The 24,937-nt window shown below is 68.4% G+C and carries 29 protein-coding genes; 9 read left to right on the top strand and 20 right to left on the bottom strand.

The genetic code is table 11. The annotated features are described in order from the left end of the window. Positions 1 to 23: 23 nt before the first annotated feature. Entirely contained in the window at positions 24 to 890 is an 867-nt protein-coding gene (locus AB0M24_RS29305) for a hypothetical protein (protein WP_363774836.1), read from the top strand. Here the strand turns inward: AB0M24_RS29305 and AB0M24_RS29300 are convergent. Genes AB0M24_RS29300 through AB0M24_RS29290 form a run of 3 tightly spaced genes read right to left on the bottom strand, consistent with a single transcriptional unit; the run spans position 838 to position 2,562 of the window. Next, positions 838 to 1,482: a hypothetical protein gene (locus AB0M24_RS29300; RefSeq protein WP_363774833.1), complete on the bottom strand. Its 645-nt coding sequence runs from the start codon at positions 1,480 to 1,482 to the stop codon at positions 838 to 840. The two genes, AB0M24_RS29305 and AB0M24_RS29300, sit on opposite strands and share 53 nt — an antisense overlap. A gap of 4 nt (positions 1,483 to 1,486) precedes the next feature. Next, complete coding sequence (locus tag AB0M24_RS29295; RefSeq protein WP_363774831.1) at positions 1,487 to 2,044, bottom strand: YdeI/OmpD-associated family protein; 558 nt, start codon at positions 2,042 to 2,044, stop codon at positions 1,487 to 1,489. Then, positions 2,041 to 2,562, bottom strand: a complete 522-nt coding sequence (locus AB0M24_RS29290) for a hypothetical protein (protein ID WP_363774828.1) — start codon at positions 2,560 to 2,562, stop codon at positions 2,041 to 2,043. Before AB0M24_RS29290 ends, AB0M24_RS29295 begins: the two co-directional genes overlap by 4 nt. A 65-nt stretch (positions 2,563 to 2,627) precedes the next feature. Between AB0M24_RS29290 and AB0M24_RS29285 the strand changes: the two genes are divergently transcribed. Beyond that, complete coding sequence (locus AB0M24_RS29285; RefSeq protein WP_363774825.1) at positions 2,628 to 3,110, top strand: N-acetyltransferase; 483 nt, start codon at positions 2,628 to 2,630, stop codon at positions 3,108 to 3,110. Here AB0M24_RS29285 and AB0M24_RS29280 read toward each other — a convergent pair. The 3 genes from AB0M24_RS29280 to AB0M24_RS29270 form a co-directional block, all read right to left on the bottom strand. Continuing rightward, a complete protein-coding gene (locus AB0M24_RS29280) occupies positions 3,097 to 4,158 on the bottom strand; it encodes a hypothetical protein (RefSeq protein ID WP_363774822.1) in 1,062 nt (353 codons plus the stop codon). The two genes, AB0M24_RS29285 and AB0M24_RS29280, sit on opposite strands and share 14 nt — an antisense overlap. Positions 4,159 to 4,196: 38 nt before the next feature. Then, on the bottom strand, positions 4,197 to 6,056 hold the full coding sequence (locus AB0M24_RS29275) for a glycoside hydrolase family 9 protein (RefSeq protein WP_363774819.1): 1,860 nt from the start codon (positions 6,054 to 6,056) through the stop codon (positions 4,197 to 4,199). A gap of 92 nt (positions 6,057 to 6,148) precedes the next feature. After that, on the bottom strand, positions 6,149 to 7,150 hold the full coding sequence (locus AB0M24_RS29270; protein WP_363774816.1) for a methionine synthase: 1,002 nt from the start codon (positions 7,148 to 7,150) through the stop codon (positions 6,149 to 6,151). Between the two features lie 184 nt (positions 7,151 to 7,334). On the opposite strand from AB0M24_RS29270, the gene AB0M24_RS29265 reads away from it, so the two are divergent. Beyond that, positions 7,335 to 8,657 (top strand): cellulose binding domain-containing protein, encoded by a 1,323-nt coding sequence (locus AB0M24_RS29265; protein ID WP_363774813.1) that lies wholly within the window; start codon positions 7,335 to 7,337, stop codon positions 8,655 to 8,657. A gap of 48 nt (positions 8,658 to 8,705) precedes the next feature. On the opposite strand, the gene AB0M24_RS29260 is transcribed toward AB0M24_RS29265, so the two are convergent. After that, positions 8,706 to 9,017, bottom strand: coding sequence for a hypothetical protein (locus AB0M24_RS29260; RefSeq protein WP_363774810.1), 312 nt, complete (start codon positions 9,015 to 9,017; stop codon positions 8,706 to 8,708). Between the two features lie 130 nt (positions 9,018 to 9,147). Here AB0M24_RS29260 and AB0M24_RS29255 point away from each other — a divergent pair, with 130 nt between their 5' ends. Then, positions 9,148 to 9,504, top strand: coding sequence for a hypothetical protein (locus AB0M24_RS29255; protein WP_363774807.1), 357 nt, complete (start codon positions 9,148 to 9,150; stop codon positions 9,502 to 9,504). Between the two features lie 283 nt (positions 9,505 to 9,787). Here the strand turns inward: AB0M24_RS29255 and AB0M24_RS29250 are convergent, their stop codons facing one another. Continuing rightward, complete coding sequence (locus AB0M24_RS29250; protein WP_363774804.1) at positions 9,788 to 11,032, bottom strand: RNA-guided endonuclease TnpB family protein; 1,245 nt, start codon at positions 11,030 to 11,032, stop codon at positions 9,788 to 9,790. On the opposite strand from AB0M24_RS29250, the gene paaI reads away from it, so the two are divergent. After that, entirely contained in the window at positions 11,016 to 11,384 is a 369-nt protein-coding gene (paaI, locus tag AB0M24_RS29245) for a hydroxyphenylacetyl-CoA thioesterase PaaI (protein WP_363774801.1), read from the top strand. The genes AB0M24_RS29250 and paaI overlap by 17 nt on opposite strands. On the opposite strand, the gene AB0M24_RS29240 is transcribed toward paaI, so the two are convergent. Beyond that, a complete protein-coding gene (locus tag AB0M24_RS29240; RefSeq protein ID WP_363774798.1) occupies positions 11,323 to 11,721 on the bottom strand; it encodes a hypothetical protein in 399 nt (132 codons plus the stop codon). The genes paaI and AB0M24_RS29240 overlap by 62 nt on opposite strands. Positions 11,722 to 11,759: 38 nt before the next feature. Then, positions 11,760 to 12,902, bottom strand: a complete 1,143-nt coding sequence (locus AB0M24_RS29235; protein ID WP_363774795.1) for a hypothetical protein — start codon at positions 12,900 to 12,902, stop codon at positions 11,760 to 11,762. A gap of 36 nt (positions 12,903 to 12,938) precedes the next feature. Here AB0M24_RS29235 and AB0M24_RS29230 point away from each other — a divergent pair, with 36 nt between their 5' ends. Continuing rightward, positions 12,939 to 13,442 (top strand): DUF6584 family protein, encoded by a 504-nt coding sequence (locus AB0M24_RS29230; RefSeq protein ID WP_363774792.1) that lies wholly within the window; start codon positions 12,939 to 12,941, stop codon positions 13,440 to 13,442. Continuing rightward, positions 13,439 to 14,302, top strand: a complete 864-nt coding sequence (locus tag AB0M24_RS29225) for a serine/threonine dehydratase (RefSeq protein ID WP_363774789.1) — start codon at positions 13,439 to 13,441, stop codon at positions 14,300 to 14,302. The genes AB0M24_RS29230 and AB0M24_RS29225 overlap by 4 nt, the downstream gene beginning before the upstream one ends. Here the strand turns inward: AB0M24_RS29225 and AB0M24_RS29220 are convergent. The 8 genes from AB0M24_RS29220 to AB0M24_RS29185 form a co-directional block, all read right to left on the bottom strand. Further along, positions 14,277 to 14,984 (bottom strand): class I SAM-dependent methyltransferase, encoded by a 708-nt coding sequence (locus tag AB0M24_RS29220; RefSeq protein WP_363774786.1) that lies wholly within the window; start codon positions 14,982 to 14,984, stop codon positions 14,277 to 14,279. The two genes, AB0M24_RS29225 and AB0M24_RS29220, sit on opposite strands and share 26 nt — an antisense overlap. 31 nt (positions 14,985 to 15,015) lie before the next feature. Next, complete coding sequence (gene mnmA / locus AB0M24_RS29215) at positions 15,016 to 16,098, bottom strand: tRNA 2-thiouridine(34) synthase MnmA (RefSeq protein WP_363774783.1); 1,083 nt, start codon at positions 16,096 to 16,098, stop codon at positions 15,016 to 15,018. Further along, positions 16,095 to 17,264 carry a cysteine desulfurase family protein gene (locus AB0M24_RS29210; protein WP_363774780.1) on the bottom strand — a complete coding sequence of 390 codons (1,170 nt, stop codon included), beginning with the start codon at positions 17,262 to 17,264 and terminating at the stop codon, positions 16,095 to 16,097. The genes mnmA and AB0M24_RS29210 overlap by 4 nt, the downstream gene beginning before the upstream one ends. After that, entirely contained in the window at positions 17,264 to 18,607 is a 1,344-nt protein-coding gene (locus AB0M24_RS29205; RefSeq protein ID WP_363774777.1) for an MFS transporter, read from the bottom strand. The genes AB0M24_RS29210 and AB0M24_RS29205 overlap by 1 nt, the downstream gene beginning before the upstream one ends. Further along, on the bottom strand, positions 18,564 to 19,436 hold the full coding sequence (locus tag AB0M24_RS29200) for a lysophospholipid acyltransferase family protein (RefSeq protein ID WP_363774774.1): 873 nt from the start codon (positions 19,434 to 19,436) through the stop codon (positions 18,564 to 18,566). Before AB0M24_RS29200 ends, AB0M24_RS29205 begins: the two co-directional genes overlap by 44 nt. Next, a complete protein-coding gene (locus AB0M24_RS29195) occupies positions 19,433 to 20,206 on the bottom strand; it encodes a GNAT family N-acyltransferase (protein WP_363774770.1) in 774 nt (257 codons plus the stop codon). The genes AB0M24_RS29200 and AB0M24_RS29195 overlap by 4 nt, the downstream gene beginning before the upstream one ends. Positions 20,207 to 20,347: 141 nt before the next feature. Further along, positions 20,348 to 21,301 (bottom strand): electron transfer flavoprotein subunit alpha/FixB family protein, encoded by a 954-nt coding sequence (locus AB0M24_RS29190; RefSeq protein ID WP_363774767.1) that lies wholly within the window; start codon positions 21,299 to 21,301, stop codon positions 20,348 to 20,350. A 13-nt stretch (positions 21,302 to 21,314) separates the two neighbouring features. Next, positions 21,315 to 22,097 (bottom strand): electron transfer flavoprotein subunit beta/FixA family protein, encoded by a 783-nt coding sequence (locus tag AB0M24_RS29185; protein WP_363774758.1) that lies wholly within the window; start codon positions 22,095 to 22,097, stop codon positions 21,315 to 21,317. 218 nt (positions 22,098 to 22,315) lie between these two features. On the opposite strand from AB0M24_RS29185, the gene AB0M24_RS29180 reads away from it, so the two are divergent. Both AB0M24_RS29180 and AB0M24_RS29175 read left to right on the top strand, forming a co-directional pair. After that, entirely contained in the window at positions 22,316 to 23,158 is an 843-nt protein-coding gene (locus AB0M24_RS29180; RefSeq protein ID WP_363774755.1) for a DegV family protein, read from the top strand. A 67-nt stretch (positions 23,159 to 23,225) separates the two neighbouring features. Further along, positions 23,226 to 23,375: a hypothetical protein gene (locus AB0M24_RS29175; RefSeq protein WP_196778005.1), complete on the top strand. Its 150-nt coding sequence runs from the start codon at positions 23,226 to 23,228 to the stop codon at positions 23,373 to 23,375. On the opposite strand, the gene AB0M24_RS29170 is transcribed toward AB0M24_RS29175, so the two are convergent. Both AB0M24_RS29170 and AB0M24_RS29165 read right to left on the bottom strand, forming a co-directional pair. Continuing rightward, positions 23,372 to 24,175, bottom strand: a complete 804-nt coding sequence (locus AB0M24_RS29170) for an isocitrate lyase/phosphoenolpyruvate mutase family protein (protein ID WP_363774751.1) — start codon at positions 24,173 to 24,175, stop codon at positions 23,372 to 23,374. The two genes, AB0M24_RS29175 and AB0M24_RS29170, sit on opposite strands and share 4 nt — an antisense overlap. 75 nt (positions 24,176 to 24,250) lie before the next feature. Further along, complete coding sequence (locus AB0M24_RS29165; protein WP_363774748.1) at positions 24,251 to 24,937, bottom strand: hypothetical protein; 687 nt, start codon at positions 24,935 to 24,937, stop codon at positions 24,251 to 24,253.

Raw genomic sequence — 24,937 nt, 5'->3', positions numbered from 1 at the left:
CCTGGTAGCGCGAGAACTCCGATGTGATACGCGGTGTCGGCTACTCGCTGTTGTCCCTCGGGGCCGGTTCGGTGCTGGTGTGGCTCGGCTGGCACGCCGGGTCCGCGAACCCCGCCGTGCCCTTCACGCGCGCGGCGATGATCGTGCTGGTGCTCCAGCTGACGGTCCTGCCGTGGGTGCTGCGACCGGTCGCTCCGAACCGCACAGCACGGATCGTCCGCGCGGCCGGGTACGTCTCGATCTACGCGCTGCTGGCGGCGCTGACCGGGCTCTCGCGGTTCGCCGACAGCCGCTTCGACCACTTCACCGCGTTCAACCAGGCCGCCTGGGAAGCCGAGATGCGCGACGGCGCGGCAGTCGGCGCCATGCTCATGGTCCTGCTGATCGGCGGGTACGCGGTGGGCACGCTCGTGCTGACGTCACAGCGGATGGCCGTCGAACCCAGGACCCTCGCCGTCGGCACCGGATGCGGCCTCGCACTGGCGTTGGCCGTCTACGCGTTCATGCCGTTCGGGAACACCTCACACGCGTTCGTGCTGGCCGTGCTGGCACCCGCCGCGCTGCTGACAGCGGGAGTCCTGGGCGGCAGACAGGGCGCCATCGCCGGTCTGTGCGCGGGCGGCACCGCGGCGCTGCTGCTCGCCGCGCTGACGATCACCACGATGGTGCTGTTCCCGGGTCAGGTCGACCTGGAGTGGGCGAACCCGGACCCGTCCGCACCCCACGGCACGACGTTCGAGCTCCAGATGAGCGTGGGCGACGCGGCCATCAGGTACCAGCTCGGACTCCTGCTGGGGCCGCTGGCCGGTGCGGCTGCCGGGTTCCTCGGCGGCGCGTTCACTCGTCCTGGGCGAGTGTCCGGACGAGCGAACGCAGCTCCAGCAGGCTGATCGTGCCCTCCGGCTCCAGCTGCGCGGTCTCCACGCGCCGCAGCCGCTCCCCCGCCAGGCGTTCGCCCAGCGTGACGTCCAGCGGCAGGAACGTCATCGTCTGCCGCTGCTGCTCGGACAGGTCCGCGAGCGCGGGGTGGTAGACCGCGACGTCGACGACGTCACCGTCTACCTGGGCCACCACGCGGTAGTCGCCGAGCCGCATCCTGGTCTCGCCGAGGTTGATGATCACCTCGGTCGGGTCCGGCACCGGCGGCACCGAGTCGTGGAACTCCCACACCATGTCGGTCGGGGGCGCCGCCTTGATCCACGCGTCGGTGTACGGGCGCAGCCGCGGGTCCTCCTGGCCGGTGATCACCAGCGCGTACATGGCCAGGTGACCCTGCTCCAGCGAGAACATCAGGTCCGGGTGCAGGCTCTTGACCAGTGCGTCCAGCTCGTCCTCGACGCGGTGCGGCTCGCCGTCGCCGAGCGCCGCGCTCACCACCGGCACGAGCTCGAACCACCGCTCCCAGAAGCGTTGGGCGGCTTCCTCGGCGTTCGGCAGATGGGTGGGGGCGACGTCTTCGGCTTTGCGGCGGAACCACTTCATTCGCTCAAGCGTAGAGCTTGCGTCCTTCTGCCAGCATTTCGACGAACTGGGCGATGCGGCGTTGCCTCGTCTCCTGGCGCTTCGCGTCGTGGATCCGCAGCAGGATCGCGTACCGGTTCTGGCTGTTCAGGCCCTCGAACGCCTGTTGCGCCTTCTTGTTGGCCTTGAGCGCCGCGATCAGGTCGTCGGGCACCTCGATCGTGGCGGGACCCGCGTAGGCCGCGTCCCAGCGTCCGTCCGCCTTGGCCTTCTCGATCTCGGCGAGTCCTGCCGGCAGCATCTTCCCGGCCGCGATCAGCTCCTCGACCTTGCCGCAGTTGCGCTTGGACCACCTGCTGCGCGCCTTGCGAGGCGTCCACCGCTGCGAGTAGTAGGTCTCGTCGATCGACCGCACGAGCCCGTCGATCCACCCGTGGCACAACGCGACGTCGAGCGCCTCGTCGTAGGTGATCGTCTTGATCCCCTTGCCCTTCTTGGCGTACTTCATCCACAGCTCGGTCTCGCTGGCTCCGTTCTCGTGCAACCACGCGTCGAACTCCGCGGGTCCCTCGAAGACGATCAACGCACCCTCCTCAGGCAGAGCGTCATCTCCTCATAGGGAACACCGAGTTCGGCCTCTTCGGGGCAACTTTCTTCGGCGATCTTCACGACCTGCACGTTCACCCGCGGTGCCGCGCAGTCGAACTTGGACACGACGGACCGTTGGAGGTCCTCGGTGTCCAGCTCGAAGCAGTCGCCCTGCGCGGCGTTGGGCAGCAGGCACAGCGCCGCGTTGTGCCTGGTGTCGCGGAGGATCTTGTAGTCGCCGCGCGGGCACTCGCCGCTGGTGCTGGACAGGACCGTCCCGACCCTGAGCGCTGCCTTCTCGTTCCCGCAGTCGATGACCGTCAGGCCCAGATCGTTCTCGCCGGGCCCGTTGAACCTGACGCAGCTGCCCTTCTCGGCCTTCGAGTAGTCCGTGAGGAACAGGGATTCGGCTGTTTTCGGTGACGGTTCGTCGTCGCTGGTGAACAACCACCACACGAGGCCGTAAGCGAGCACGGCCAGTACGCACACCATCACGGTCTGTCTCACGACCACGCAGCGGATTATGGCGTCGAAAACTGAGTGGCGCTCGCCGACGTCGTTGGCCACAGTGCGGGGTCATGCTGATCCGGCGGGAGACGCCCGCAGACATCGACGCCATCCGCGACGTCACGAACCTCGCGTTCAAGAACGGCCCGGAAGCTCCGCTGGTCGACTGGTTGCGGGCGGACGTCGGGTGGATCCCGGAGTTCTCCCTGGTCGCGGATGGTGTGATCGGGCACGTCGTGGGCACTCGCGGGTACATCGGTGACGACTTCCCCGCGCTCGGGATCGGGCCGGTCAGCGTGCACCCGGACCACCAGCGAGCCGGTGTCGGCAAGGCTCTGATGCACGCGCTGCTGGGCGCCGCGGAAGCTCGTGGTGAGCAGGCCGTGATCCTGCTCGGCAGCCCGGACTACTACTCGCGGTACGGGTTCCGGCTCGCCGCAGAGTTCGGGATCACGCCGCCGGACCCCTCGTGGGCGCCGCACTTCCAGGCGCGCCTGTTCGGTGAGGTGCCTGCCGGGCCGTTCCGGTACGCGGAGCCGTTCAACCGACTTTGACCACCTTGCCGTCGGCCTTGCGGGCGTAGACCGTGCCGTCGGGCTCGGCGGACACGGTGTCGATGAAACGGCTGTCGCCCAACGGTTCCCAGCCGTTGCCGAGGCGGTGCGGGCGGCCGCCGATCAGGGTGTACAGACCGACCGTCCCATCAGGACGGAGCACGGCCTCGGGTGAACTGTCGAGGCCTGTCGCGACCTCGCGCCAGGCACCGGCTTCGTGGAGCACGAGCGCGGCACCGGACCTGGCGTAGAGGGCGATCGACCCGTCCGGGCGCACGACCGCTGAAGGCTTGCCGACGGCGTGCCCAGGAGCACCCGACCCGAGGACGCTGCCATCGGCCAGCACGGCGTACAGGGCGACCGTCCCATCAGGACGCAACACCGCCTCGGGATCACCCGCCACACCCGAAGCCACCGGCTGCCACACCCCGTCGGCCAGCACCCGCACCTCACCGCGAGCCGTCCGCGCGTACACGAACCGCCCTGCCACCGAAGGACGTCCGACGAAGTCATGCGACGTGCTCAACCGCGTGCCATCGGCCCAGACATCGCCGTCCTCCACCACGTGCACGACACCGGCCACCACCTCGGGCCCGCCCTGCCACGCCTGGCGAAGCATGAACGAGGCCCGATCCACCGCCGCGTCGTAGCGCTCCGGGCAACAGGACCGCTGCACCGCGTCGGCGAGCAGCCCCGGCGTGAGATCCGGCCGGTCCATCTTCACGGCAAGTTCGAAGAACCGACGTGCCGCATAGGACACGTCCATGATCTGTTCAGGCGTGCCCCACCCCATCGACGGCCGCTGCTGGAACACGCCGAGCGAGTCCGCGTCACCGCAGTCCAGGTTGTTCATGTGCGACTCGACCCAGCCGGCCTCGAAGCCGGCGAGCATCACCTTGTCGCTCACGCGCGTGGAAACACCAACGGCGTGCACTGCCCGGATCACGTCCGGGTCGTGCACGCCGGGAACTCGGCAGGCGGCGTTCAGCGGGAGCGCGTGCGCGGAACCGGTGAACACCAGCAGGAAGACCAGCGCGAGCCTGAGCACAAGTCCGAATTGGACACCCGGGCCCGCGCCGGCGCCACTCAGCCGTTGGCGATCAGCGAGAAGCCGAGCACGCCCGTCGCCGTGAAGTCGATCGCGGGCTCGGAGCTCGGCCACGACCTCAGGTCGTCGGCGAACACGGACTTCGCCGAGTCGAACTCCTTGGTGTACGGCTTGGTGCACGCCACGGAACCCTCCGGCATCTCACCGAGGTCCTCGAAGAGAGTCGCGTCGTTCGGGCCGTTGATCACCGCGCCGACCAGCACCTTGGCACCACCGTTGATCGAGCCCGACAGGTTCGCGGCCTGGTGGTGCGGGCACTCCGGGAACTTCGCGCCGACACCGACGATCAGCGAGGTGCCCCAGGCGTTGGTGCCGAGAGCGAAGCCGCGCTGCTGCGTGCCGAACGTCTGGTACTCCTTCGAGCCCGTCAGCTTCTGGTACAGCGCGGCCGTCGTGATGAAGCCGAACGTCCGCGAGCCGACGTCCCAGGTCTCGACGTTGGCGGCGGTGCGGAACGGCGAGGACTGCGCCGCGGTCGCACCCTGCTGCAGCTGACGCTTGATGTCGCCGACGACCTGCGCCTCGGTCACCTCGGCGCCGGAGACGCCCTTCTTCAGCAACGGGGCGAGGTCCGCGTGACCGAGCGCGGAGATGTTGTAGACGTTCAACGTGTCCGGGTCAGCCGTGGCCAGGAACTCCTTGGCCCAGTGGGCGGCGGCCTTCGCGAACTGGTTGTAGCGCTTGTCGTTCAACGCCTTCGCGGCCAGGGCCAGCTGGGTCGCGCCGAACTCCATGTCGTCGGTCCAGGAGCCCTCGGGGTAGTAGGCGTGCGGGAACGCCGTCACGAGCTCGCCGGGGTTCTCCGTCTTGGCCAGCGCGAACAGCTTGGCGGCCTTGTTCAGGTACTCGCACGCGAGGCGCGGGTTCCGGCTCGCCTCGATCTGCGCGGCGAGTGCGAACGAACCGGCGACGCGGCCGACCAGGTTCGGGCTGATCTTCTCGCCGGCCTTGTTGGCGGCGAAAACGGGCCGGTACTTGATGTAGTACTGGCTGTCGCCCTGCTTCACGTCGAGCTTGTCGTCCGCCTCCGGCAGGCGCCACACGTCGTGGTCGCCGACGAACCCGAACTCCTCGGAGCCCGTGCCGATGCCGACCTGCGCGTAGAGCACGCCGGTCTTCTCGTCGTACGCCTTGTCGAGCCACTTCAGGCCGAACTTGGCCTCTTGGTACAGCGCCTCGTTGTGCTTGTTGCGCAACGCCAGCAGCATCGACGCCGTGGAGTACGACGACGCGTGCGTGAACTTCACGAAGTCACCCGCGTCGAACCAGCCGCCCTCGAGGTCGACCTTCTTGCCGGTCGGCTTCAACGGCGCCGCGATCTCGTCGCCGCCCTCGCCCTTGAACACCGGCTCCTCGTAGACCATCGCGTTGCGGTCGGTGAGGTGCGCGGGCTTGCGGTCGAGCCGCCCCGGGATGACCGAAGCGCCGTCCCGCTGAGCCTGGAAGAACTCGACGGTGCTGTTGGCGACCGGCTGGAACAGCTTGTTCAGCGAGTCGACCTTGAACGCCGTCGAGGTCGCCGAACCGACCTTGATCCGGTACGTGCCCGCGGTCTTCAAAGCGGAGAAGTCGATCGGCGCCACCGAGGGGAACTTGTCGCTCCACGAACCCGTCGAGGCGCCCGTCTTCCCGGTCAGCACGGTCCTGCCGCGACTGTCGACAACGGTGAACTTGGTGTTCGCGGCGCCGCCGAGCACGTACGCGTGCTTCGCCTCAGCGGTGCCGAAACCGATCTGGTCCAGCCTGATCTGTCCGGTGGGGGCGGCCTGGGCCTGAGCAGGCGCCACGACCACACCTGAGAGCACTGCGGCGACGAGAGCCGCACGTCTGATGCGCATGAGGGGAACTCCCGGTCCAGGCCTCGACGGATGGCCTTCGGTTAAGAAAGTTTCCTAATAGTTCGCAGCAGACTAGCCGCCCAAACCGGACATCACCAGCCCTCGGGCGGTTCCAAAAAGGCCGAGGCGAGATCACGAGACAGCGACAGCGAACGCTTGACCCAACCGGCCGTCGCCCCCGCTAGACCGCACGTCGGAGTGGGCAGCGCCTTCTCCGCGAGGATCGAGCGCGGGAAGCCCAGCCGGTCGACCAGGGTGAAGGCCCTCTGACCGACTTCCTTCAACGTCACCGGCACGCCGGGATCGGTGCTCGGCACCAGACCCAGCGCCAGCGTCGTACCGGCTTCCCAGGTCTCGCCGATCTCGTCGAGCGCCTCTGCACCCTTGATCAGCGTCGTGTCGAACGCAATCGCTTGCGCGCCCGCTTCCCTCAGCAGCGTCAACGGCGGCTGCGGCGCGCAGCAGTGGACCAGCACCTCGTGGTCCTTCAGCGCGTCGATCACGGTCGCGAGCACCGCACGCGCGTCCGGTTCGGGCACGGCGGGCACGGTGCCGAGCTTGGACGGCGTCGGCAACAGCCCTGCGAGCACGGCCGGCAGACCCGGTTCGTCCAGCTGCACGACGACCTTCGCCTTGGTGCGCTTGGCGACCTCGGCGGCGTGCAGCTTGAGCCCCTCGGCGAGCGACTCGGAGAACTCCTTGACCGCGCCGCGATCCGTCAACACCCGATGGCCGCGCATCAGCTCGATGTTCGACATCAACGTCCACGGCCCCGCGGCCTGCACCTTGACCGTCTCCGGCTGGGCACCCGCCCGTTCCAACGCCTCGTCGAACGCGTCCAGGTCGCCCCGCAGCAGATCGACAGCGCGCCGGTGGTCCCGGCCGGGGCGCGGGTTCACGCGGTAGCCGGACGTGATGACCTCGATCGCGAGATCGACGAGCAGGCCGGCGGTGCGGCCGATCATGTCCGCGCCGACTCCCCGCGCAGGCAGCTCCGGCACGTGCGGCAGCTCCGGCAGCTCGCCGACGACGACCCTCGCCGCCTCGTCGATGTCGGTTCCGGGCAGCGATCCGATTCCAGTGGCTCCACGCACCCGCTGAATTGTTCCACTGTCTGCCGAACAAGAAAGGTCTAGACCCATTGACGAGGTGGTCTAGGCCACTTACCGTGATTGAGCAGGTGCTCTGTGCGAGTACCTCCCTGTACGTGGGTGGGAACGCGTCGCGCCCCGCGTTCCCGCCCGCGCCCTTCCACCCTGCCGGGAAGGACACCCCCTGATGCCTCGCTTCGCCCTTTTCGCCGCCGGGGCCGCCACCGCTCTGGTGGCCGGACTCGTCGCCATCGCTCCCGCCTCCGCAGCCGGCGAGTCCGCCGCCTTCACCCAGGACTCGGCCTGGGGCTCCGGCTACCAGGGCAAGTACACGATCACCGCGGGCACTACCGCGCTCGCCGGCTGGAAGCTCGAGTTCGACCTAGCCGGAGCCACCATGGGCTCCTACTGGGACGCCACGCTGACCAGCAGCGGCACCCACCACACGTTCACCAACCGCGAGTACAACGGCAACGTCGGGGCCGGTGCCTCGACGAGCTTCGGCTTCCTGGTGAGCGGTTCCGCATTGCCGACGAACTGCAAGCTCAACGGCGTCCCGTGCGGCGGCGGGACCACCCCGACCTCCACCACCACGGCACCGCCTTCCACCACCACGACGTCCGACGTGCCGCCGATCCCCGGCAGCGCGAAGGTCGCGCCGTACATCGACATCACGATGCCCTCGCCGTCGCTGGTCGACGTGGCCAACGCGACGGGCCAGAAGGTCTTCACGCTGGCGTTCGCCCTCGGTTCGTCGTCCGGCTGCTCACCTGCCTGGGGCGGCACGGTTCCGTTGAACGACAGCCGGATCATCAACGACGTCAACGCGTTGAAGGCGCGTGGCGGCAGCGTGATCGTGGCGACCGGCGGCGCGATGGGCCCGTACCTGGAGCACGTCTGCTCGACCGCCGACGCCCTCTACAACGCCTACGTGGCGACGTTGGACGCGGTGGGCTCCAACAGCATCGACGTCGATGTGGAAGCCACCATCCCGCAGGCGATCGTCAACACGGCCCTCAAGCGCCTGCAGGACACCCGCGGCACCACCGTCAGCTACACGATGCGCATCCAGGGCCAGGACTACGGCATGGACCCGTACTCGGTCGACGTGCTGAAGGACGCGGCCGCCAAGGGCGTCACCGTGCTGGTGAACCCGATGCTGATGAACTTCGGCTACACGGGCAACTGGGGCGACGCGATGGTCGCGGCCTCGAACGCGACTCTCGGACAGATGCGCGCTATCTGGCCGTCGAAGTCCGACGCGCAACTGAAGGCCTTGCTGGGTTTGACGCCGATGATCGGACGCAACGACACCGGTATGACGACGACTCAGGCCGATGCGCGCAAGGTCGTCGACTACGCCAAGGCCAACCACGTCGGGCGGATCGCGTTCTGGTCGGCCGGTCGCGACAACGGTTCGTGCGCGGGCGGCGGGGTTTCGCCCACGTGCAGTGGAATCTCGCAGTCCAACTGGGAGTTCACCAACATGTTCAAGACCTACACGGGCTGACAGCCGCACGAGCCAGCTTATGGCTCGACGGCGGGAGATGAGCCGGCGTCACGCCGGCTCATCTCGAAGCCGTCGCACCTCCTGGAGGAGCCGCCGCACATCCCCGGGAGCGTGTCCGATGAAGTCGACGACCTCGTCAAGCCGGGAGTCGGGAGACGACCACTTGTCCGTCCCGACATGAATGTCCACGTACATCTCCTGATCGAGCTCCGGATCCTCACCCAGGCGAACGAAGCTGCCGCCACCCGTCCCCTCTCGGGTTTCGAGGAACTCCACCCACGGCTGCGGCGCCACGTCGAGAGCCCGCCTCAGCCTGCGCTCGATCTCGTCCAGGTCGGCAGCCGTCAATCCGTCACCCATACCGTCATGATCTCATCGCACGTCGCTGGACCGGGTGAATGCTCGACGGGCCGCTAACAGCACGCCCCTGGTCACCGACCCTCTGTTCGGACGTGGACTTTTCGTTCTGACCGAACATCAGGAGAGTCCAGTGATCAGATTCGCCCGGTCCACCGCTGTCGTCTGTCTCGTCCTGTCCGCAGGCCTCTGCGTCGTTCCCGCCGCGCAGGCCAGTCCACAGTGGAAGATCCAGCAGTGCCGCTTCGACCTCCAGGCCTACTGGCTGCCGAAGCAGGTCACCTCGGGGATCTTCATCAGCTGCACCACCACCGCGGACCGCAACCAGCAGATCAACGACGCGTTGGCGAGCGACAACCCGATCCGCATCACCAACGCGTTGCACGCGGGTCTGCGGCAGAACGCGGACACCTTCCTCACCCCGGAGTCGCCCTGCGAGCCGGGTCAGGAAGCCGCGATGGACGGCGCCTACGCGGAATGCGTCGGCTGACCTGACAGGCGAAGGCCGGCCCGTGCCGGCCTTCGCCCGCTCGTCCGGGCCTCTTAACAGCTGCTGCAGCACCCGCAGCCAGGACCAGTACAACCGCCGCAGCAAGAGCATCCAGCCATGTCGACCACCTCCGATGTTGAGCGATCAAGCATTCGGACCGTAGGGGGCCGCCGACGCCGGGTGACACCACCGCCAGAGTGATTACGCTGCCACGATTGGCTTGTCCTCCGCCAAGAGCGGAGTCCTGACTGGCTCACGCCAGCCGTTTCCTGCTTCTTCTCCGTCAGTCGGGAGGTCTCGACGGTTGCCTCACCAGCTCACGCCAGGTTGGTCTGACACCGTCTCCACAGGCTTCAACCGCCAGCCCGGCGGCCAGGATGTTCTTCGCGGCGTTGACGTCCCTGTCGTGAACCGCGCCGCACGGGCAGGTCCACATCCGGACCTTCAACGGCATGTCATCGACCCGGCGCCCGCACACCGAGCAGGTCTTCGTCGACGGGAACCACCGGTCGGTCACGATCACGTCGCGGCCGTACCACGAGGCCTTGTACTCCACCATGCGCCGGAACTCCGACCACGAGGCATCGGAGATCGCGCGGGCCAACGACGGGTTGCCGAGCATGCCTCGCACGTTGAGGTCCTCGATCACGATCGCTTGGTTCTCGCGAACGAGCCGAGTGCTGAGTTTGTGCAAGAAATCTCGCCGCCGGTCTGCGATGCGGGCACACAGCCGGGCAATCTTGCGGCGTGTCTTCTGCCGGTTGGCTGATCCCTTCTGCTTCCTGGCGAGAGCACGGTGCGCCCTTGCCAACCGTTCCCTGTACCTCTGTTCGTGCTGAGCATTGGCGATCTTCTCCCCCGTTGAGAGCGTCACCAGTGCGTTCAATCCGACATCAACGCCCACCGCGGAGGCAACTGGCGCGTAATGGTCCACGTAGGTCTCTACCAACACCGACACGAACCAGCGTCCAGCACCGTCGCGGCTAACAGTGACCGTGGACGGTTCAGAGCCCTCAGGCAACGGCCGGGACCACACGATCGCCAACGGCGCGGTCATCTTGGCCAGCAGAAGCTGGCCACTACGCCACCGGAACGCCGATCTGGTGTACTCCGCTGATGCGCGAACCTTCTTGCGCGACTTGAACCGGGGATACCGTGCACGGTTGGCAAAGAAGTTCTCAAAAGCGTTGTGCAGGTGTCGCAGAGCCTGCTGCAACGGAACGCTGGACACGTCGCGCAGGAACCTCAACTCCTCCGACTTCTTCCAAGCGGTGAGCATGGACGACATGTCGCTGTAGGTGACACGCCGCCGATCACAGTTCCACGCGGTGGTACGAGCTTCCAAGGCCATGTTGTAGACCAGTCGCACACAACCGAACGTGCGCAACAGCTCTGCTGCCTGCTCTTCGGTCGGGTAGAAGCGGTACTTGTACGCCCGCTTGACCGTCGTCCTGGCCACAATCCGCATTGTCTCATGTACTTGGAGTGACGGAATGAATGGTCCTGCTGAGATGTTGGCCGCCGACAAGGCCTCCACCGCGCTCGGCATCACGCCGGTCGAGCTGCGCGACGGCTACGCGTTGCTGCGCATGAAGGTCGCCGAGAACATGATCAACGGCCACGGCATCGCGCACGGCGGCTACGTCTTCCTGCTGGCGGACACCGCGTTCGCGTGCGCCTGCAACAGGGCCGGGTCCGTCACCGTCGCCGCCACGGCCGAGATCGACTTCATCAAACCCGTGCACGAGGGCGACGAGCTGGTGGCGGAGGCGGTGGAACGGACCCGGTTCGGCCGCAGCGGGATCTACGACATCACGGTCAGGCGAGGGACTGAGATCGTGGCTGAGTTCCGCGGTCGCTCACGGACGCTGCGCGCCTGAGGCCGACGAACTGCAGCGCGGCGAACACGAACACCGCCAGCGCCTGCATGAGCACGAGGCCCACGCCGGCGTCGGTCAGCGGGAACCACTTCAGCTCGGCCGTGAGAACGCTGTCGACGCCCCACACCGCGTTGCCGATGATGACCAGCAGCACCATTCGGCGGTCCGGGAACGTGCGCGTTCCCAACGAGAACACGCCCAGCCCGTAAACCACGAAGAACACCCCGACGCCGATCAGGAAGCCAGAAGGCAGACCGATTTCCGGGCGGATGATGAGCGCGAGCACGCCCATCGTGAAGGAAGCGACACCGTCGAGTTTCAAGGCGAATTTCAACATGGCCCGACGATGGCCGGTTCAACGCTGCCAGAACCACGTCAAGCGCTGCCAACTCCTGCCATCAGGTCCGCCGCGACCAGCCGCGCGGCCGCGTTCTGCCAGTTGTGCAGCGTCCGCTCGGGCACCTGGGTCACGAACCACTGCAGCGCGCGCCGATCCTCCGCGTCGAGGTCCTCGCGCTTCGTCCGCACCGAATACGGCCGGATTCCTTTGACGTAGTAGAAGTACAGGGCGTTGTAGTAACGCCATTCGTCGGAAGTGCCGAAATCGCCGTCTGCGGGCTTGAGCCGTTGGATGCTCGTCAGCAACATGCTTTTCAGCTGCGCGGCCCGATCCAACGGCGGAGCGTCGTCGGTCAACGCGATCAACGGGCTCGCGACGAGCTTTCCGAGATCGCCGTAGTGGCTCAACGCCTTTCGCGTCAGCCGCCCGAACTCCGCTTCGTCCTCGGTGACGAGCGCCCGCCGCTTCGGCAACGACTCCGCTGCCTCGCGCAGCTCTGCCCGTTCGGCAGCGACTGCGGGCACGGCCAGCCGGTCCACGACGGAGGCCAGCGGGTTCGCGAGCACCTGCACCGCGATCGCCGCCGCGACCGTCGTGTACGCGAGCAGCTGCGGGCCGCCGAAGAGCACCACCTGCGACCCGAACAGCACGGCCGTGAAGCCCGCGATCACGAACGAGCGCAGCATGTCCGCGCGGATCGCCTCGCCCTCCTCGACCGCGTCGGTGACCGCGATCAGCACCCCGAACACCACGAGGTCGAAGCCGATCGACGGCAACGTGATCGCGTCTGGCAGAAGTTGCAGGACGAAAGCGGCAGCAGACAGCCCGAACATCACTCCGACGAGTGAAAAGTACGCACGTTTCCTTATGGCGAGGACTGTCGACACGGCCAAAGGGAGCAGCACGATCCACGGCACCCAGAACGAGGCGGCCAGGAACACCGGCAACCCGACCGACCACCACCTGATCAACTCGGGCCGCGAGAGCAACAGGATCGCGCCCGTCCAGGCCAGTGCCGGTACCCCGATCAACACGGGATGTGGCACGACGACCGCCGCCGAATAGCCCAGCAGCCCCGCCCCCGCCCACCACAGCAGCGGCTTGCGCGGATCACGCGCGAGCAGGTAGAGCCCCAGCCACCAGGCGAGGCCCGAGACCAGCAGCGATAGGCCAAACACAGGTCAAAGCTAGCCCTACCTGCAAAACTAATCTTCATGCCGGTAGAGCTGACGCTCCACAAAGCGGCCGAGGAGTTGCGCCGGGGCGACCTCGCGAGCGTGCTTCGCGCACGTCAGCGCGTCGCCGGACTCGTCGGCACCTACCCGCACCGGCTCGATCTCCGCGAACGCCTGGCCGAGGTCTACCGCGTCCTCGGCCAACCGGATCAAGCCGGCCGCTGGACGTACCTCTCCGACGAACGGGACCCGAACGAAACTCAGGCCTTCGAACGCACCTACCGCCAGGCCCAAGCCCGTCTGGTCGCTCTCTGCTGGCAGGGCCGCGTCGACGAGGCCCCCACCGAAACCGCCCGAACCCGGCTGGCCTCCCTGTACCTGGAGGCCCGGATCGAGCTCCAGCACGAGCTCGACGCGACCCCGCACGAGGAGACCTCCTGGGGCGCCTGCCTCATCGTGATGGTCGGCGGCACCTTCGTCCTGGTCTGCTTCCTGCTCGGCATCGTCACGCTGGTCCAGTTCTTGTGGAGACTGGTGTCATGAGAACGCTGTCGCAGTACGTCCGCCGCACGCCTGTTCTGCACGCCTCAGTCGACGGCCGTCCCCTCGTGTTCAAACTGGAGCACCTCCAGCTGACCGGCTCCTTCAAGATCCGCGGCGCCGTCAACACCCTGCTGTCGTTGAACGTCCCAGAAGATGTCGCGGAGGTGGTCACGGCGTCCGGTGGCAACCACGGCATCGCCGTCGCCCAGGCCGCCCAGCTCCTCGGCGCCCACGCCACCGTCTTCGTCCCGGTGACCGCGCCCGAGTCGAAGACCTCGCGCATCGAAGCCTTGGGCGCCAAGCTGATCCGGCACGGCAACACCTACGCCGAAGCGTCCCTCGCCGCCCGCGACCTCGGTCTGCCCTACATCGAGGCCTACAACGACCCGCGGGTGATCGAAGGCCAGTCGACGGTCACTGCCGAAATCGTCGAGGACGTGCCCTCCGTGGACACGATCGCCATCGCCGTCGGTGGCGGGGGCCTCGTCGCGGGCGCCGCGCTGGCGTCCGGCGGCCGCCACATCATCGCCGTGGAGCCCACGCACTGCTGCGCGATGTACAACGCCCTCGCGGCGGGCACCCCGGTCAACTCCGAGGTGAACTCGATCGCCGCCGACGCGCTGGGCGCGACCCGTGCGGGCGACCTGGCGCTGGAAATCCTTCAGCAGCACAACGTCTCGTCGGTTCTGGTGTCCGATGTGGACATCCTGGACGCGCGCGACCGGCTCTGGGCGGACTTCCGCCTGGCCGTGGAACCGGCCGGCGCCGCCGCGTTCGCCGCGTTCCTCAAGGGCGACGTGCCGGGCGAACTGCCGTGCATCGTCCTTTGTGGAGCTAACTCGGAGTGGCAGCCACGGTGACGATCGACCTGGACAGCGCGGTGACCGGGCCGCGCTTCCAGTCACCGAACTGCCCTTCGACCACGAACCCGGCCTCGGCGAGGAACCCGTTCAGCTCCTCGACTTCCAGGAACCGCAACGAAGCCCGATCGCAGCGCAGCACCCGACCATCGCGAGACGTCGACTCGGTGAAGGTGACCACGCCGTCCTGCACCGACTCGACGTCGTAGCCGATCGTCAGATCGTCGACCTCGAAGTCGGAGAGCGGCCACTGCTCCCACTCACGGGCGGCCGGGTACCGCGTGTCGAACGCGAACCTGCCGCCTGGCCGGAGCGCGGACCTGATGGCGCGCAACGACTTCCGCAGGTCGTCGTCGGTCACGAAGCACTGGAACGCGTTGCTGGACATCACCGCGAGGTCGAACTCGGCCTCCCAGGACATGTCCTCGGCCTTGGCGAGCACCCACTCGACGTCTGTGCGGCCACGGGCACGGTCGAGAGAAGGCTCGTCCGGATCCACGCCGACGAAACGGCCGGTGTGACCGCGTTCCCGTGCCGAGATCAGCATCTGTCCGGTGCCACACCCGACGTCGAGAACATCGCGAACCTCGTCGACCAGCGGGTCGTAGAAGTCGGCGTCCGCGCCCTTCCACGGGTTGAGCCTGTCGTAGAGCGCCGCGTTGTCGGCGTCGGTGAAGGTCACCCCTTCGACGCTAACGAAGCGGACAACCGAATTAGCTGGTGGCGTCGATCGTGGCGCTGGCCAGCACGATGTCGCCCGCCGCGTCCTCGCGGTAGATCGCCACGGCCTGCCCGGGAGCCACGCCCTTCAACGGCTCGCGCAGCTGAACCTGCAGCACGCCGTCGACCAACTCGGCCACCGCGGGCGCCGTGCCGCCGTGCGCGCGCACCTGCGCAACGCACTCGACGGGCCCGTCCAGCTCCACATGAGCGATGGGGGAAGAAGCGGAGATCCCGGTGACGGCGAGCTTCTCGACCGAGCCCACGCGAACGTTGCCGGACACCGGCTCCAGCGACAGCACGTACCGCGGCCGTCCGTCGGGAGCGGGTCCGTCGATGCCGAGGCCCTTGCGCTGCCCCACGGTGAACTCGTGCACGCCCGCGTGCCGTCCGAGCACGGCCCCGGTCTCGTCGTCGATCAGCAGGCCCGGCTTGGTCTCCATGCGGCCCGCGAGGAACTTCTGCGTGTCGCCGTCCGGGATGAAGCAGATGTCGTGCGAGTCCGGCTTCTTGGCGACCGAGAGGCCACGCGACGCGGCCTCGACGCGGACGTCGTCCTTCACCGTGTCCCCCAACGGGAACATCGCGTGGGCGAGCTGATCAGCGGTCAGCGAGGCCAGCACGTAGGACTGGTCCTTGCCGATGTCGGCGGAACGACGCAGCTCCGGACGGCCGTCGACCATCTCCAGCCGCGCGTAGTGGCCGGTGCAGACGGCGTCGAACCCGAGCGCGATCGCCTTGTCCAGCAACGCCTCGAACTTGATCCGCTCGTTGCACCGCAGGCACGGGTTCGGCGTGCGACCGGCCGCGTACTCCGCGACGAAGTCCTCGACGACCTCCTCGGTGAAGCGCTCGGCGAAGTCCCAGACGTAGAACGGAATCCCCATCAGGTCGGCCGCACGGCGCGCGTCGTGCGCGTCCTCGATCGTGCAGCAGCCGCGGGCGCCGGTGCGGAGGGTGCCGGGCTTGGCCGACAAAGCCAGGTGGACGCCAGTGACGTCGTGTCCCGCTTCGACGGCTCGTGCCGCCGCCACCGCGGAGTCGACACCACCGCTCATCGCCGCGAGGACCTTCACTGCTTGACCACCTTCCGGGAACGCCTCATGCCTGCCAGACCTGCCGTGCGCGCGCGTTCGACCACCGGGCCGATGACCGCCGCGAGTTTTTCAACGTCGGCGCGCGTCGACGTATGCCCGAGGGAGAACCGCAAAGATCCACGAGCCAGCGCGGGCTCCACGCCCATCGCCAGCAGCACGTGCGACGGCTGCGCGACACCGGCCGTGCACGCGGAGCCCGTCGAGCACTCGATGCCCTTCGCGTCGAGCAGCATCAGCAGGCTGTCGCCCTCGCAGCCGGGGAACGTCAGGTGCGCGTTGCCGGGCAGGCGGTCGACCGGGTCACCGTTCACGACCACGTCCGGAACTACCGCGCGCACCGAGGAGATCAGCTCCTCGCGCAGGTCGACGAGGTCGGCGGCACGCTGCTCCTGCTCGTCGACCGTGATCCGCACCGCGCGCGCCAGGCCGACGATCGACGGCACGTCCAAGGTGCCGGAGCGGACGTCGCGTTCCTGGCCGCCGCCGTGCATCAACGGCGCGCACTTCACGTCACGAGCCAGCAGCAGCACACCGACGCCGTACGGGCCGCCGACCTTGTGCCCGGTCATCGTCAACGCCGAAGCGCCGGAAGCAGCGAAATCCACCGGCACCGCGCCCACGGCCTGCACGGCATCCGTGTGGAACGGCACACCGCGCTCAGCACACACGCGAGCGATGTCGTGCACCGGATTGATGGTGCCGACCTCGTTGTTGGCCCACATCGTCGTGACGAGCGCGACGTCGTCGTCCAAGGCCTCCGCAACCGACTCAGCCGACACACGGCCGTAGGAGTCCGTCGGAAGCCACGTGACGTCGGCGCCCTGTTGCTCCAGCCACTCGACGGCGTCCAGCACCGCGTGGTGCTCAACGGCCGACGCGAGAATCCGGCGCTTGCCGGACGCCCAGTAGATGCCCTTGACCGCGAGGTTGTCGCTCTCCGTGCCACCGCCGGTGAACAGCACCTCGGACGGCCGGGCGCCCAACGCGTCCGCGATGGTCTCGCGGGCTTCCTCGATCGCCCGCCGCGCCCGCCTGCCGGAGGTGTGCAGCGACGAGGCGTTGCCCGTGGTGGACAACGCCTCGGTCATCGCCGCGACCGCCTCCGGGTGCATCGGGGTCGTGGCAGCGTGGTCGAGATAAGCCATCAGGGCTCAAGGGTAGCCCGCATGCGGGGTCCGGTCAGAATCGCTCCCACCACGGCCAACGCCGCCATGGACAGGTTCAGCACGACGACGCCCGCGGTCGGTGCGGTGGCCAGCACCACGACGCCGCCGAGTCCGATCATGGTCGCGGAGAACACCATGTCCGAGATCTGCAGCGCCGCGGAGTTGAACCCGCGGTCTTCCTCGGGAGACGCGGCCATCATCAGCACGCCCACGCTGGACGTCGCCATGCCCATGCCCGCACCCGCGATGGCCCACAAGATCAACGTCGCCCAGGCCGGCCCCCACGTGGGTGCGATGAGCGTCACGGCCGCGATGCCCGTCGCGACGAACAGGAAGCCGACGCGCACGAGGGTGTAGCGCTCGATCTCGGGGTGCCGTGAGGCCCACATCGACGCGCTGGCCCAGCCGAGCGCGCTCAGCGTCAGCGGCAGGCCCGCCTCCAGCGGCGAGTAGCCGTGCACGACGGTCAACGTCAGCGGGATGAAGCCCTCGACCGCGAAGAACGTGCCGGCCAGCAGACCGCGGGCGAGGATCGTGACGGGCAGGCCGCGCCGGGCGATCAGCGTGCCCTTGGGCAGCAGGATCCGCAGTGCCGGCGCCAGCAGCAGCAACGCCACCGCGAGCAGCCACCACGTGCGGTGCTGCAACGACCAGCTGAGCGACGCCACGCCGACACCGACGGCAATCGCGGCGAGGGGCAGGTACTTGCGCTGCGGCGGCGTCGCGTCGTGCGGCGGGAGCTTCTTGAGCACCGGGATGAGCAACAGACTGCCGAACACCACCAGCGGCACGATCGCGAGGAACACCAGGCGCCAGGTGAAGTGCTCGGTCGCCCAGCCCGCGACCGCCGGACCCACCAGCGACGGCACCACCCACGCCCCGGCGAGCGCGCCGAACACGGCGGGCCGGTCCTGTTCGGGGTAGGCGAGCGCGATCACCACGTAGATCGCGACGATCAGCAAGCCCGCTCCGAAACCCTGCAGCACGCGGCCCAGCAGCAGCACGGTCATGGTTTCCGCGACGCCCGCGATGACCAGGCCGGCCAGGAAGACGGCGACGCCGATCAGCATCGACGGCTTGGGGCCGCGCCGGTCGGAGAGCCTGCCGGAGAAGACGGTGGCGATGACGCTCGCCGCGAGGTTCGCGAGGAACGGCCACGCGTAGAGCGCCTCACCGTGGAGCTCGCGAACCATGGTGGGCATCGCCGTGCCGACCCCCATCGCCTCGAAGGCGAGCAGGGTGACCAGCAGGACGATGCCCGTCGTGGGCCAGCGGCGGTCAGGCGACCAGAGGCGTGATGAGGCGGGCGCGGTGAGTGTCACCAGTAGATGGTGCAATCTCCAGTTCGGTCGAGGTCAAGCGGTTTGATTGCTCTTCGGCAAGTTTCGCCAGTTCGCGCCGCGTCCCCGCGCGGCCGGGAGCGATCTCGTCCAGCACGTGGACCTCGACGACCAGTCCGCGGACCTTAAGCACGCGGCGGATCGAGTCGACGAGCGTGTCGCTGCCGATGAACGCAGGCTGCGTGCTGACGTGGTCGCCGATCCGGTAGCGCAGCACGATCGGCCGCACCGGCACACCGGCGTCGAGCGCGGCCTGGAACAGCGCAGGCTTGTAGCGCCCGGACGCGAGCCCGCACCACGTCGTCCCCTCGGCGTGGATGCCGACCGCGCTGCCGTTCCTGAGCGTGGACGCCAGCTCGTTCACCGTCTGCGGCAGCTCGCGCAGCTTCTCGCGGTCGAGGTAGACGGTGCCCGCCGCCGTGATGATCCTGCCGAGCACCGGCCAGCCCTTGATGTCCTTCTTGGCCACGAGCTTGATCGGCTGCACCGCGTCGATCGCGAGCTCGTCGAGCCACGACACGTGGTTGCTGGCGACCAGCACGCCGCGCTTGGGGATCTCCTGGAACTTCCTGGCGCCGTGGACTTCCAGCTTCACGCCGAACGCCCTGAGCACGGCGTGGAACCACATCCGGATGGCGCTCTCCCGCTGCCTGCCCGGGAGCAGGAGCGCGAGGGCGATCATCGCGCCGCACAGGATCGCCGTGACCGCCGTGACCGCGCGCCAGGTCTGCCTGAGGCCGCTGACGCTGTCGTGGGCCGTGTTGACGCACCCGTCGCCACACGGCGACGCGGGCATCCAGGCGTGACTCATGCCGTCTCCCCGAGGAAGAACTTGAGGTAGCGCTGGTCCACGTGGTCCATGCCGAGCAGGATGAACAGGTCCGCGACCCCGAAGTCGGCGTCGAGCGCGGGCCGTCCGCAGATCTTGGCGCCCAGCCGCAGGTAACCCTTGAGCAGCGGCGGCATCACCGTCCTGGCCGGCCGTTCGATCCGGTCGACGTCCCACGGGTTGTGCGGCGTGACCCGGTACTGCTCGGGCGCGTAGTGCTTAGCCTGCACCGTGTCCCAGACCCCTGCCGCGAAGCTGCCACCGTCCTGCAGCGGGATGCTCGCGCACCCGACGAGCCACTTGTGGCCGCTCAGCAGCATGTACCGCGCGATGCCGGCCCACACGAGGCTGACGACGGCGCCGTTGCGGTGGTCGGGGTGCACGCAGGAGCGCCCGGTCTCGACCGTGCTGTGGCGGATGCCGTCGAGGTTCGTGAGGTCGAACTCGCCGTCGCTGTAGAGCCGCCCGGCTTCCTTCGCGCGTTCCGGCGGCAGCATGCGGTAGCCGCCGACGATCTCGCCGGTGCGGTCGTCGCGCACCACCAGGTGGTCGCAGTGCTGGTCGAACTCGTCGACGTCGTGGCCGGGCACGCTGGTGTGCAGCGTCGCCCCCATCTCACCGGCGAACACCTCGTAGCGCAGTCTCTGCGCGGCGACGACTTCCTCGCTGTCACGGGCGACGAGGAGGGAGTAGCGGGGAGCGTCCTTGTCCTGCTGGACGGGGGTGCTGACAAGCAGTTCCGGCTGCGTCATGCGAACCAGGGTGAAGCCGGGTTGGCGAATGACAGCAGGTCAGAACGATGACCGGTCAGTGGCAGTCGGGTTAACCGCTGGTAGTTCCGTAAACGCAAGTGGGCCGCCCCGTGAACGGGACGGCCCGGTGAGCGGGAGAGCTCAGCCCTTGCGCTTCTTGACCTCTTCGGTCAGCTGCGGCGCGACGTTGAACAGGTCGCCCACGACACCGAAGTCGGCGATCTCGAAGATCGGCGCCTCGGGGTCCTTGTTGACCGCGACGATCGTCTTCGAGGTCTGCATGCCCGCGCGGTGCTGGATGGCACCGGAGATGCCCAGCGCCACGTACAGCTGCGGCGAGACCGTCTTGCCGGTCTGGCCCACCTGGAACTGGTGCGGGTAGTAGCCCGAGTCGACCGCGGCGCGCGAGGCACCGACGGCGGCACCCAGCGAGTCCGCGAGCTCCTCGACGACCGAGAACTTCTCCGCCGAGCCGACGCCGCGGCCACCGGAGACGACGACCGAGGCCTCGGTGAGCTCCGGGCGGTCGCCACCGACGACGGCCTCGCGCGAGGTCACGCGGGCGGACTTGGCGGCGTCCACGGACACGGAGACCGACTCGTCGAGCACGGCGTCCGCGGCGGACTCCTCGGCCTCCACGCCGCCGGGGCGGACGGTGATGACCGGGGTGCCGTTGCCGACCTTGGCCTTCACGACGAACGCGCCACCGAAGATGGACTGCACGCCGGTGCCGTCCGCCTCGATGTCGACGACGTCGACGAGCAGGCCGGAGCCGATGCGCACGGCGAGGCGGCCCGCGACCTCCTTGCCCTCGACGGTCGCGGAGACGAGCACCGCGGACGCGTTCGGGGCGAGTGCCGCGAGGGCGTCGACCTTCGGCGTGACGAGGAAGCTGGCCGCGTCGTCGGACTCGACGGCGTAGACCTTCGCGGCGCCGAACTTGCCCAGCGACTCGCGGATCTTCGACGCGGTGCCGGGAGCGCCCACGACCACGGCGGCCGGGGTGCCCAGGCGGCGAGCTGCGGTGAGCAGCTCGTAGCTGACCTTCTTGACCTCGCCGTCGACGTGGTCGACCAGAACGAGAACTTCAGACATGGTTACCCCTCCCTCAGATGAGCTTCTGGCCGACGAGGAACTCGGCGATCTTGGATCCGCCGTCGCCACCGTCTTCGACGCGCTCACCGGCGCCACGCGGCGGCTTCGGGGCCGCCTCGAGCACCTGCGTCCACGCACCGGACAGGCCGACCTCGGACGCGTCGATGCCCAGGTCCGCCACGGTGACCGTGGAGACGGGCTTCTTCTTCGCGGCCATGATGCCCTTGAAGGACGGGTAACGCGGCTCGTTGATCTTCTCGGTCACGGAGACGACGGCCGGGAGCGACGCCTCGAGGAACGCGACGCCCTCGTCGGTCTCGCGCTCGCCCTTGATCGTCGTGCCCTCGACGGTGACCTTGCGCAGCTGGGTGACCTGCGGCAGGCCGAGCAGCTCGGCGAGGATGGCCGGGACAGCGCCCGCGCGGCCGTCGGTCGCCTCGTTGCCCGCGATGACCAGGTCGACGTTCTCGACCGTGCCGATCGCCTTCGCGAGGACCTTCGCCGTGGCCAGCACGTCCGAGCCGTGCAGCGCCTCGTCGCTCACGTGGATCGCCTTGTCGGCACCCATCGACAGCGCCTTGCGGATCGCGTCCGTGGCGCGGTCGGGACCCATGGCGATCACGGTCACCTCGCCGCCGTGGACCTCCTGCAGCTGCAGGGCCTCTTCGACGGCGCGCTCGTTGATCTCGTCGAGCACGGCATCCGCGGACTCGCGGTCAAGGGTGTGGTCGGCGTCGGTGAGCTTGCGCTCGGACCAGGTGTCAGGCACCTGCTTGACCAGGACAACAATGTTCATAGGTCCTCTTCGACCTCCTGCGGACGGGCGGCGACGCTTACGCGGAGGACTCTAGGGACTGCGCCGCCGGGTGTTCACGACCCTGCCATCTATCCGGATGTTACCCATCAGTAGCACCCCTGCAAACGGCAGCAAGCACCCCGCTAGCGTGACAGTTATCACCCGTTAACGACACCTTTTGAGACTTAACCCATTCGGGGGACTACGCTGCCCGGACTATGTACCGGCGAGTAGCAGTTGTCACCGACTCCACGGCCTGTCTCCCGGCGCAGCTGACTGATCAACTCGGCATCGAGGTGGTCCAGATCCAGGTCCGGATCGGCGACCACACGGATGACGAGTCCCGCATCCCGGTCCCCGACCTGGTCTCGGCCATGCGTTCGAACGTCCCGGTGGCGACGATCCCGCCGGATCCCGGCGCGTTCTTCTGGACGTACAACGAACTGGCCGCGCAGGGAGTCCGCTCGATCGTGTCCGTGCACGTGTCGGGCAGACTCTCCGCCACCGTCGAGGCTGCTCGCACCGCGGCCACCCAGGTCCGCGTGCCCGTGCACGTCGTCGACACCCACACCTGCGGGATGAGCATCGGCTACGCCGTCCAGGCCGCCGGCAAGATCGCCGAAGCGGGCGGCAGCGTCGAGAGAGTCCTCGAGACCGCCCAGCGCCGTTACGACAGATCCACCGAGCTGATCTACGTCGACACCCTCGAGTACCTGCGGCGCGGCGGCCGCATCGGTGCCGCGGCGGCGCTGGTCGGCGGTGTGCTGTCGATGAAGCCGTTGCTGACCATGGCCGACGCCCAGATCACCCCGCTGGACAAGGTGATGGGCGCCGACCGCGCGCTGAACCGGATGCTCGACATCGCGATCAAGCGCGCCGGCACCGACGCCGTCGACGTCGCGGTCGAGCACTTCGACGCCGAGGAGAAGGCGACCCGCCTGCTGCGCACCCTCCGGCGCCGGGTGCCGAACGTCCGCCAGTTCATGTTGACGCAGGTCAGCTCGGCGATCGGGGCCCACGTGGGCCCCGGCGCGCTGGGCATCACCGTTTCGCCGGTCTGAGGTTCGGGGAACTCCAGGTCCGTTCCGTTCGTTATTCGGACGTAACGGACACCTGGAGGGACCTCAGATGGCTTCGTTCATGGACAAGATCACCAGGTTCCTGCGCAGCCCGCAGGGTCAGCGACTGCAGGCCAAGGCACGGCAGGCCGCACAGGACCCGCGCAGGCGTGCCCAGGCCGAACAGCTGCTGCGCAAGTTCCGCGGCAAGAAGCACTAGCGCTTGAAGAGGGCGTTCAGCTCGCCGTAGCCCAACTCGCTCGCCCCGCCGTAAGTGCCCTTCGACAACGCCTCCTCGGCCACCCTCCTGGCAGCCGCGTACGCCGCTTCCGCCAGCGCGGTGCCGAGGCTGATCCTGGCCGCGCCCGCCTTGGCGAACTCGTCGACGGCGGGCGCGCCCGGCCAGGCCAGCACGTTCAGCGGCGCGTCGATGGCCTCGGCGAGCTGCTTGACGACGTCGAGGTCGACCACACCCGGCACGAAGATCCCGCTAGCGCCGGCCTCGAGGTAGGCGTTGGCCCGGTCGATCGCGAGCCGCAACCGATCAGCCGGGTCGCCGACACCGCGCAGGTACACGTCGATCCTGGCGTTGATGTACAGGTCCGGCGCACCCTCGCGGGCCGCCTGCAGACGCTCCTTCTGCTCCTGCGCGTCCCGAAGGCCGGCGCCCTGGCCGTCCTCGATGTTCACCCCGGACGCACCCGCCTCGGCGACAGCCCTGAGCGTCTCCGCGACCTCCTTCGCGTCCTGGCCGAAGCCGGACTCGATGTCCGCCGTCACCGGAACCTTCACGGCCTTGACGATCCGGGCGACGAGATCGATCGCGAGGTCGCGGTCCACCGCGTCGCCGTCCGGCGCGCCGAGGCCCCACGCGACACCGCCGCTCGTGGTGGCGACGGCCTTGGCCCCCGCGGCCTCGACGATGAGGGCGGAGGCGACGTCCCAGGCGTTGGGCAGGGTGAGCGGACCCTCCTGGTGGAGGGCGTGGAAGAGCTTCGTGCGGTCAGCGGTGGAAGTCATGCCCTGAGTGATATCAGCAGGCACCGACAGAAATCCGGCGAGTTTCGGACAGGAACCGAAATCTTCCGGACACCCCTAGTTGCTGCCCGCCTTGCGGCGCACCTCTTCGAACGTGCGCAGGTAGCGCTGCCGGAAGTCCTCGCGCTCCACCCACGTCGTGTTCTCGACCGGCTGGGGTGCGGCGGGTGGCGGAAGTGCCGTCTCCACCACGACTTCGGGCTTCGGCTCGGGTTCCGGCCGGGGTTCCGGCTCGAGCTCGGCCACCGGTTCCTCGACGACCTCGGCCTCAGCCACGGGCTCGGGTTCCTCGACCGACTTGACCTCAGCCACCGGCTCGGGTTCCGCGACCGGCTCCTCGACGACCTCAGAACTGTCGGTGCCGGCCGCTACCGTTGATTCGGGGGCTTCGTCGTCCCCCAAGGAGGACTCGAGGTCCCCATCCCGATCGTATCCAGCGGCACCGACAGTTTTCGGCGTCGCGACCGGTTCGGGGAGCGGGTGGGCGAAGGCGGCCAGCGCCGGTTCCAGCTGTGGCAAGCCCATCACGGGATTGCGGTGGATCGGCCGCGAGTCGTAGTCGTCGTCCACCGGCTCGACGGCCGCGGGCTTCTCGACCCACGTCCGCTCGACCGGCTCGTCGCCTGACGACGGCGCGTGCGTGGCCGCGTCCTCGCGGCGGCGCATCACGACGTACATCAGCGCTGCCCCTAACGTGAAGGACAGCACGCACAACCCGAAGACGATCCCGACGGCCCCTGCCAT

This window comes from Lentzea sp. NPDC051838, assembly GCF_040681245.1.
In the GTDB taxonomy this organism is placed as follows: Bacteria; Actinomycetota; Actinomycetes; order Mycobacteriales; family Pseudonocardiaceae; genus Lentzea.
The sequence above is the reverse complement of the archived record's forward strand: the minus strand, read 5'-3'. Positions and strand labels throughout refer to the sequence as shown.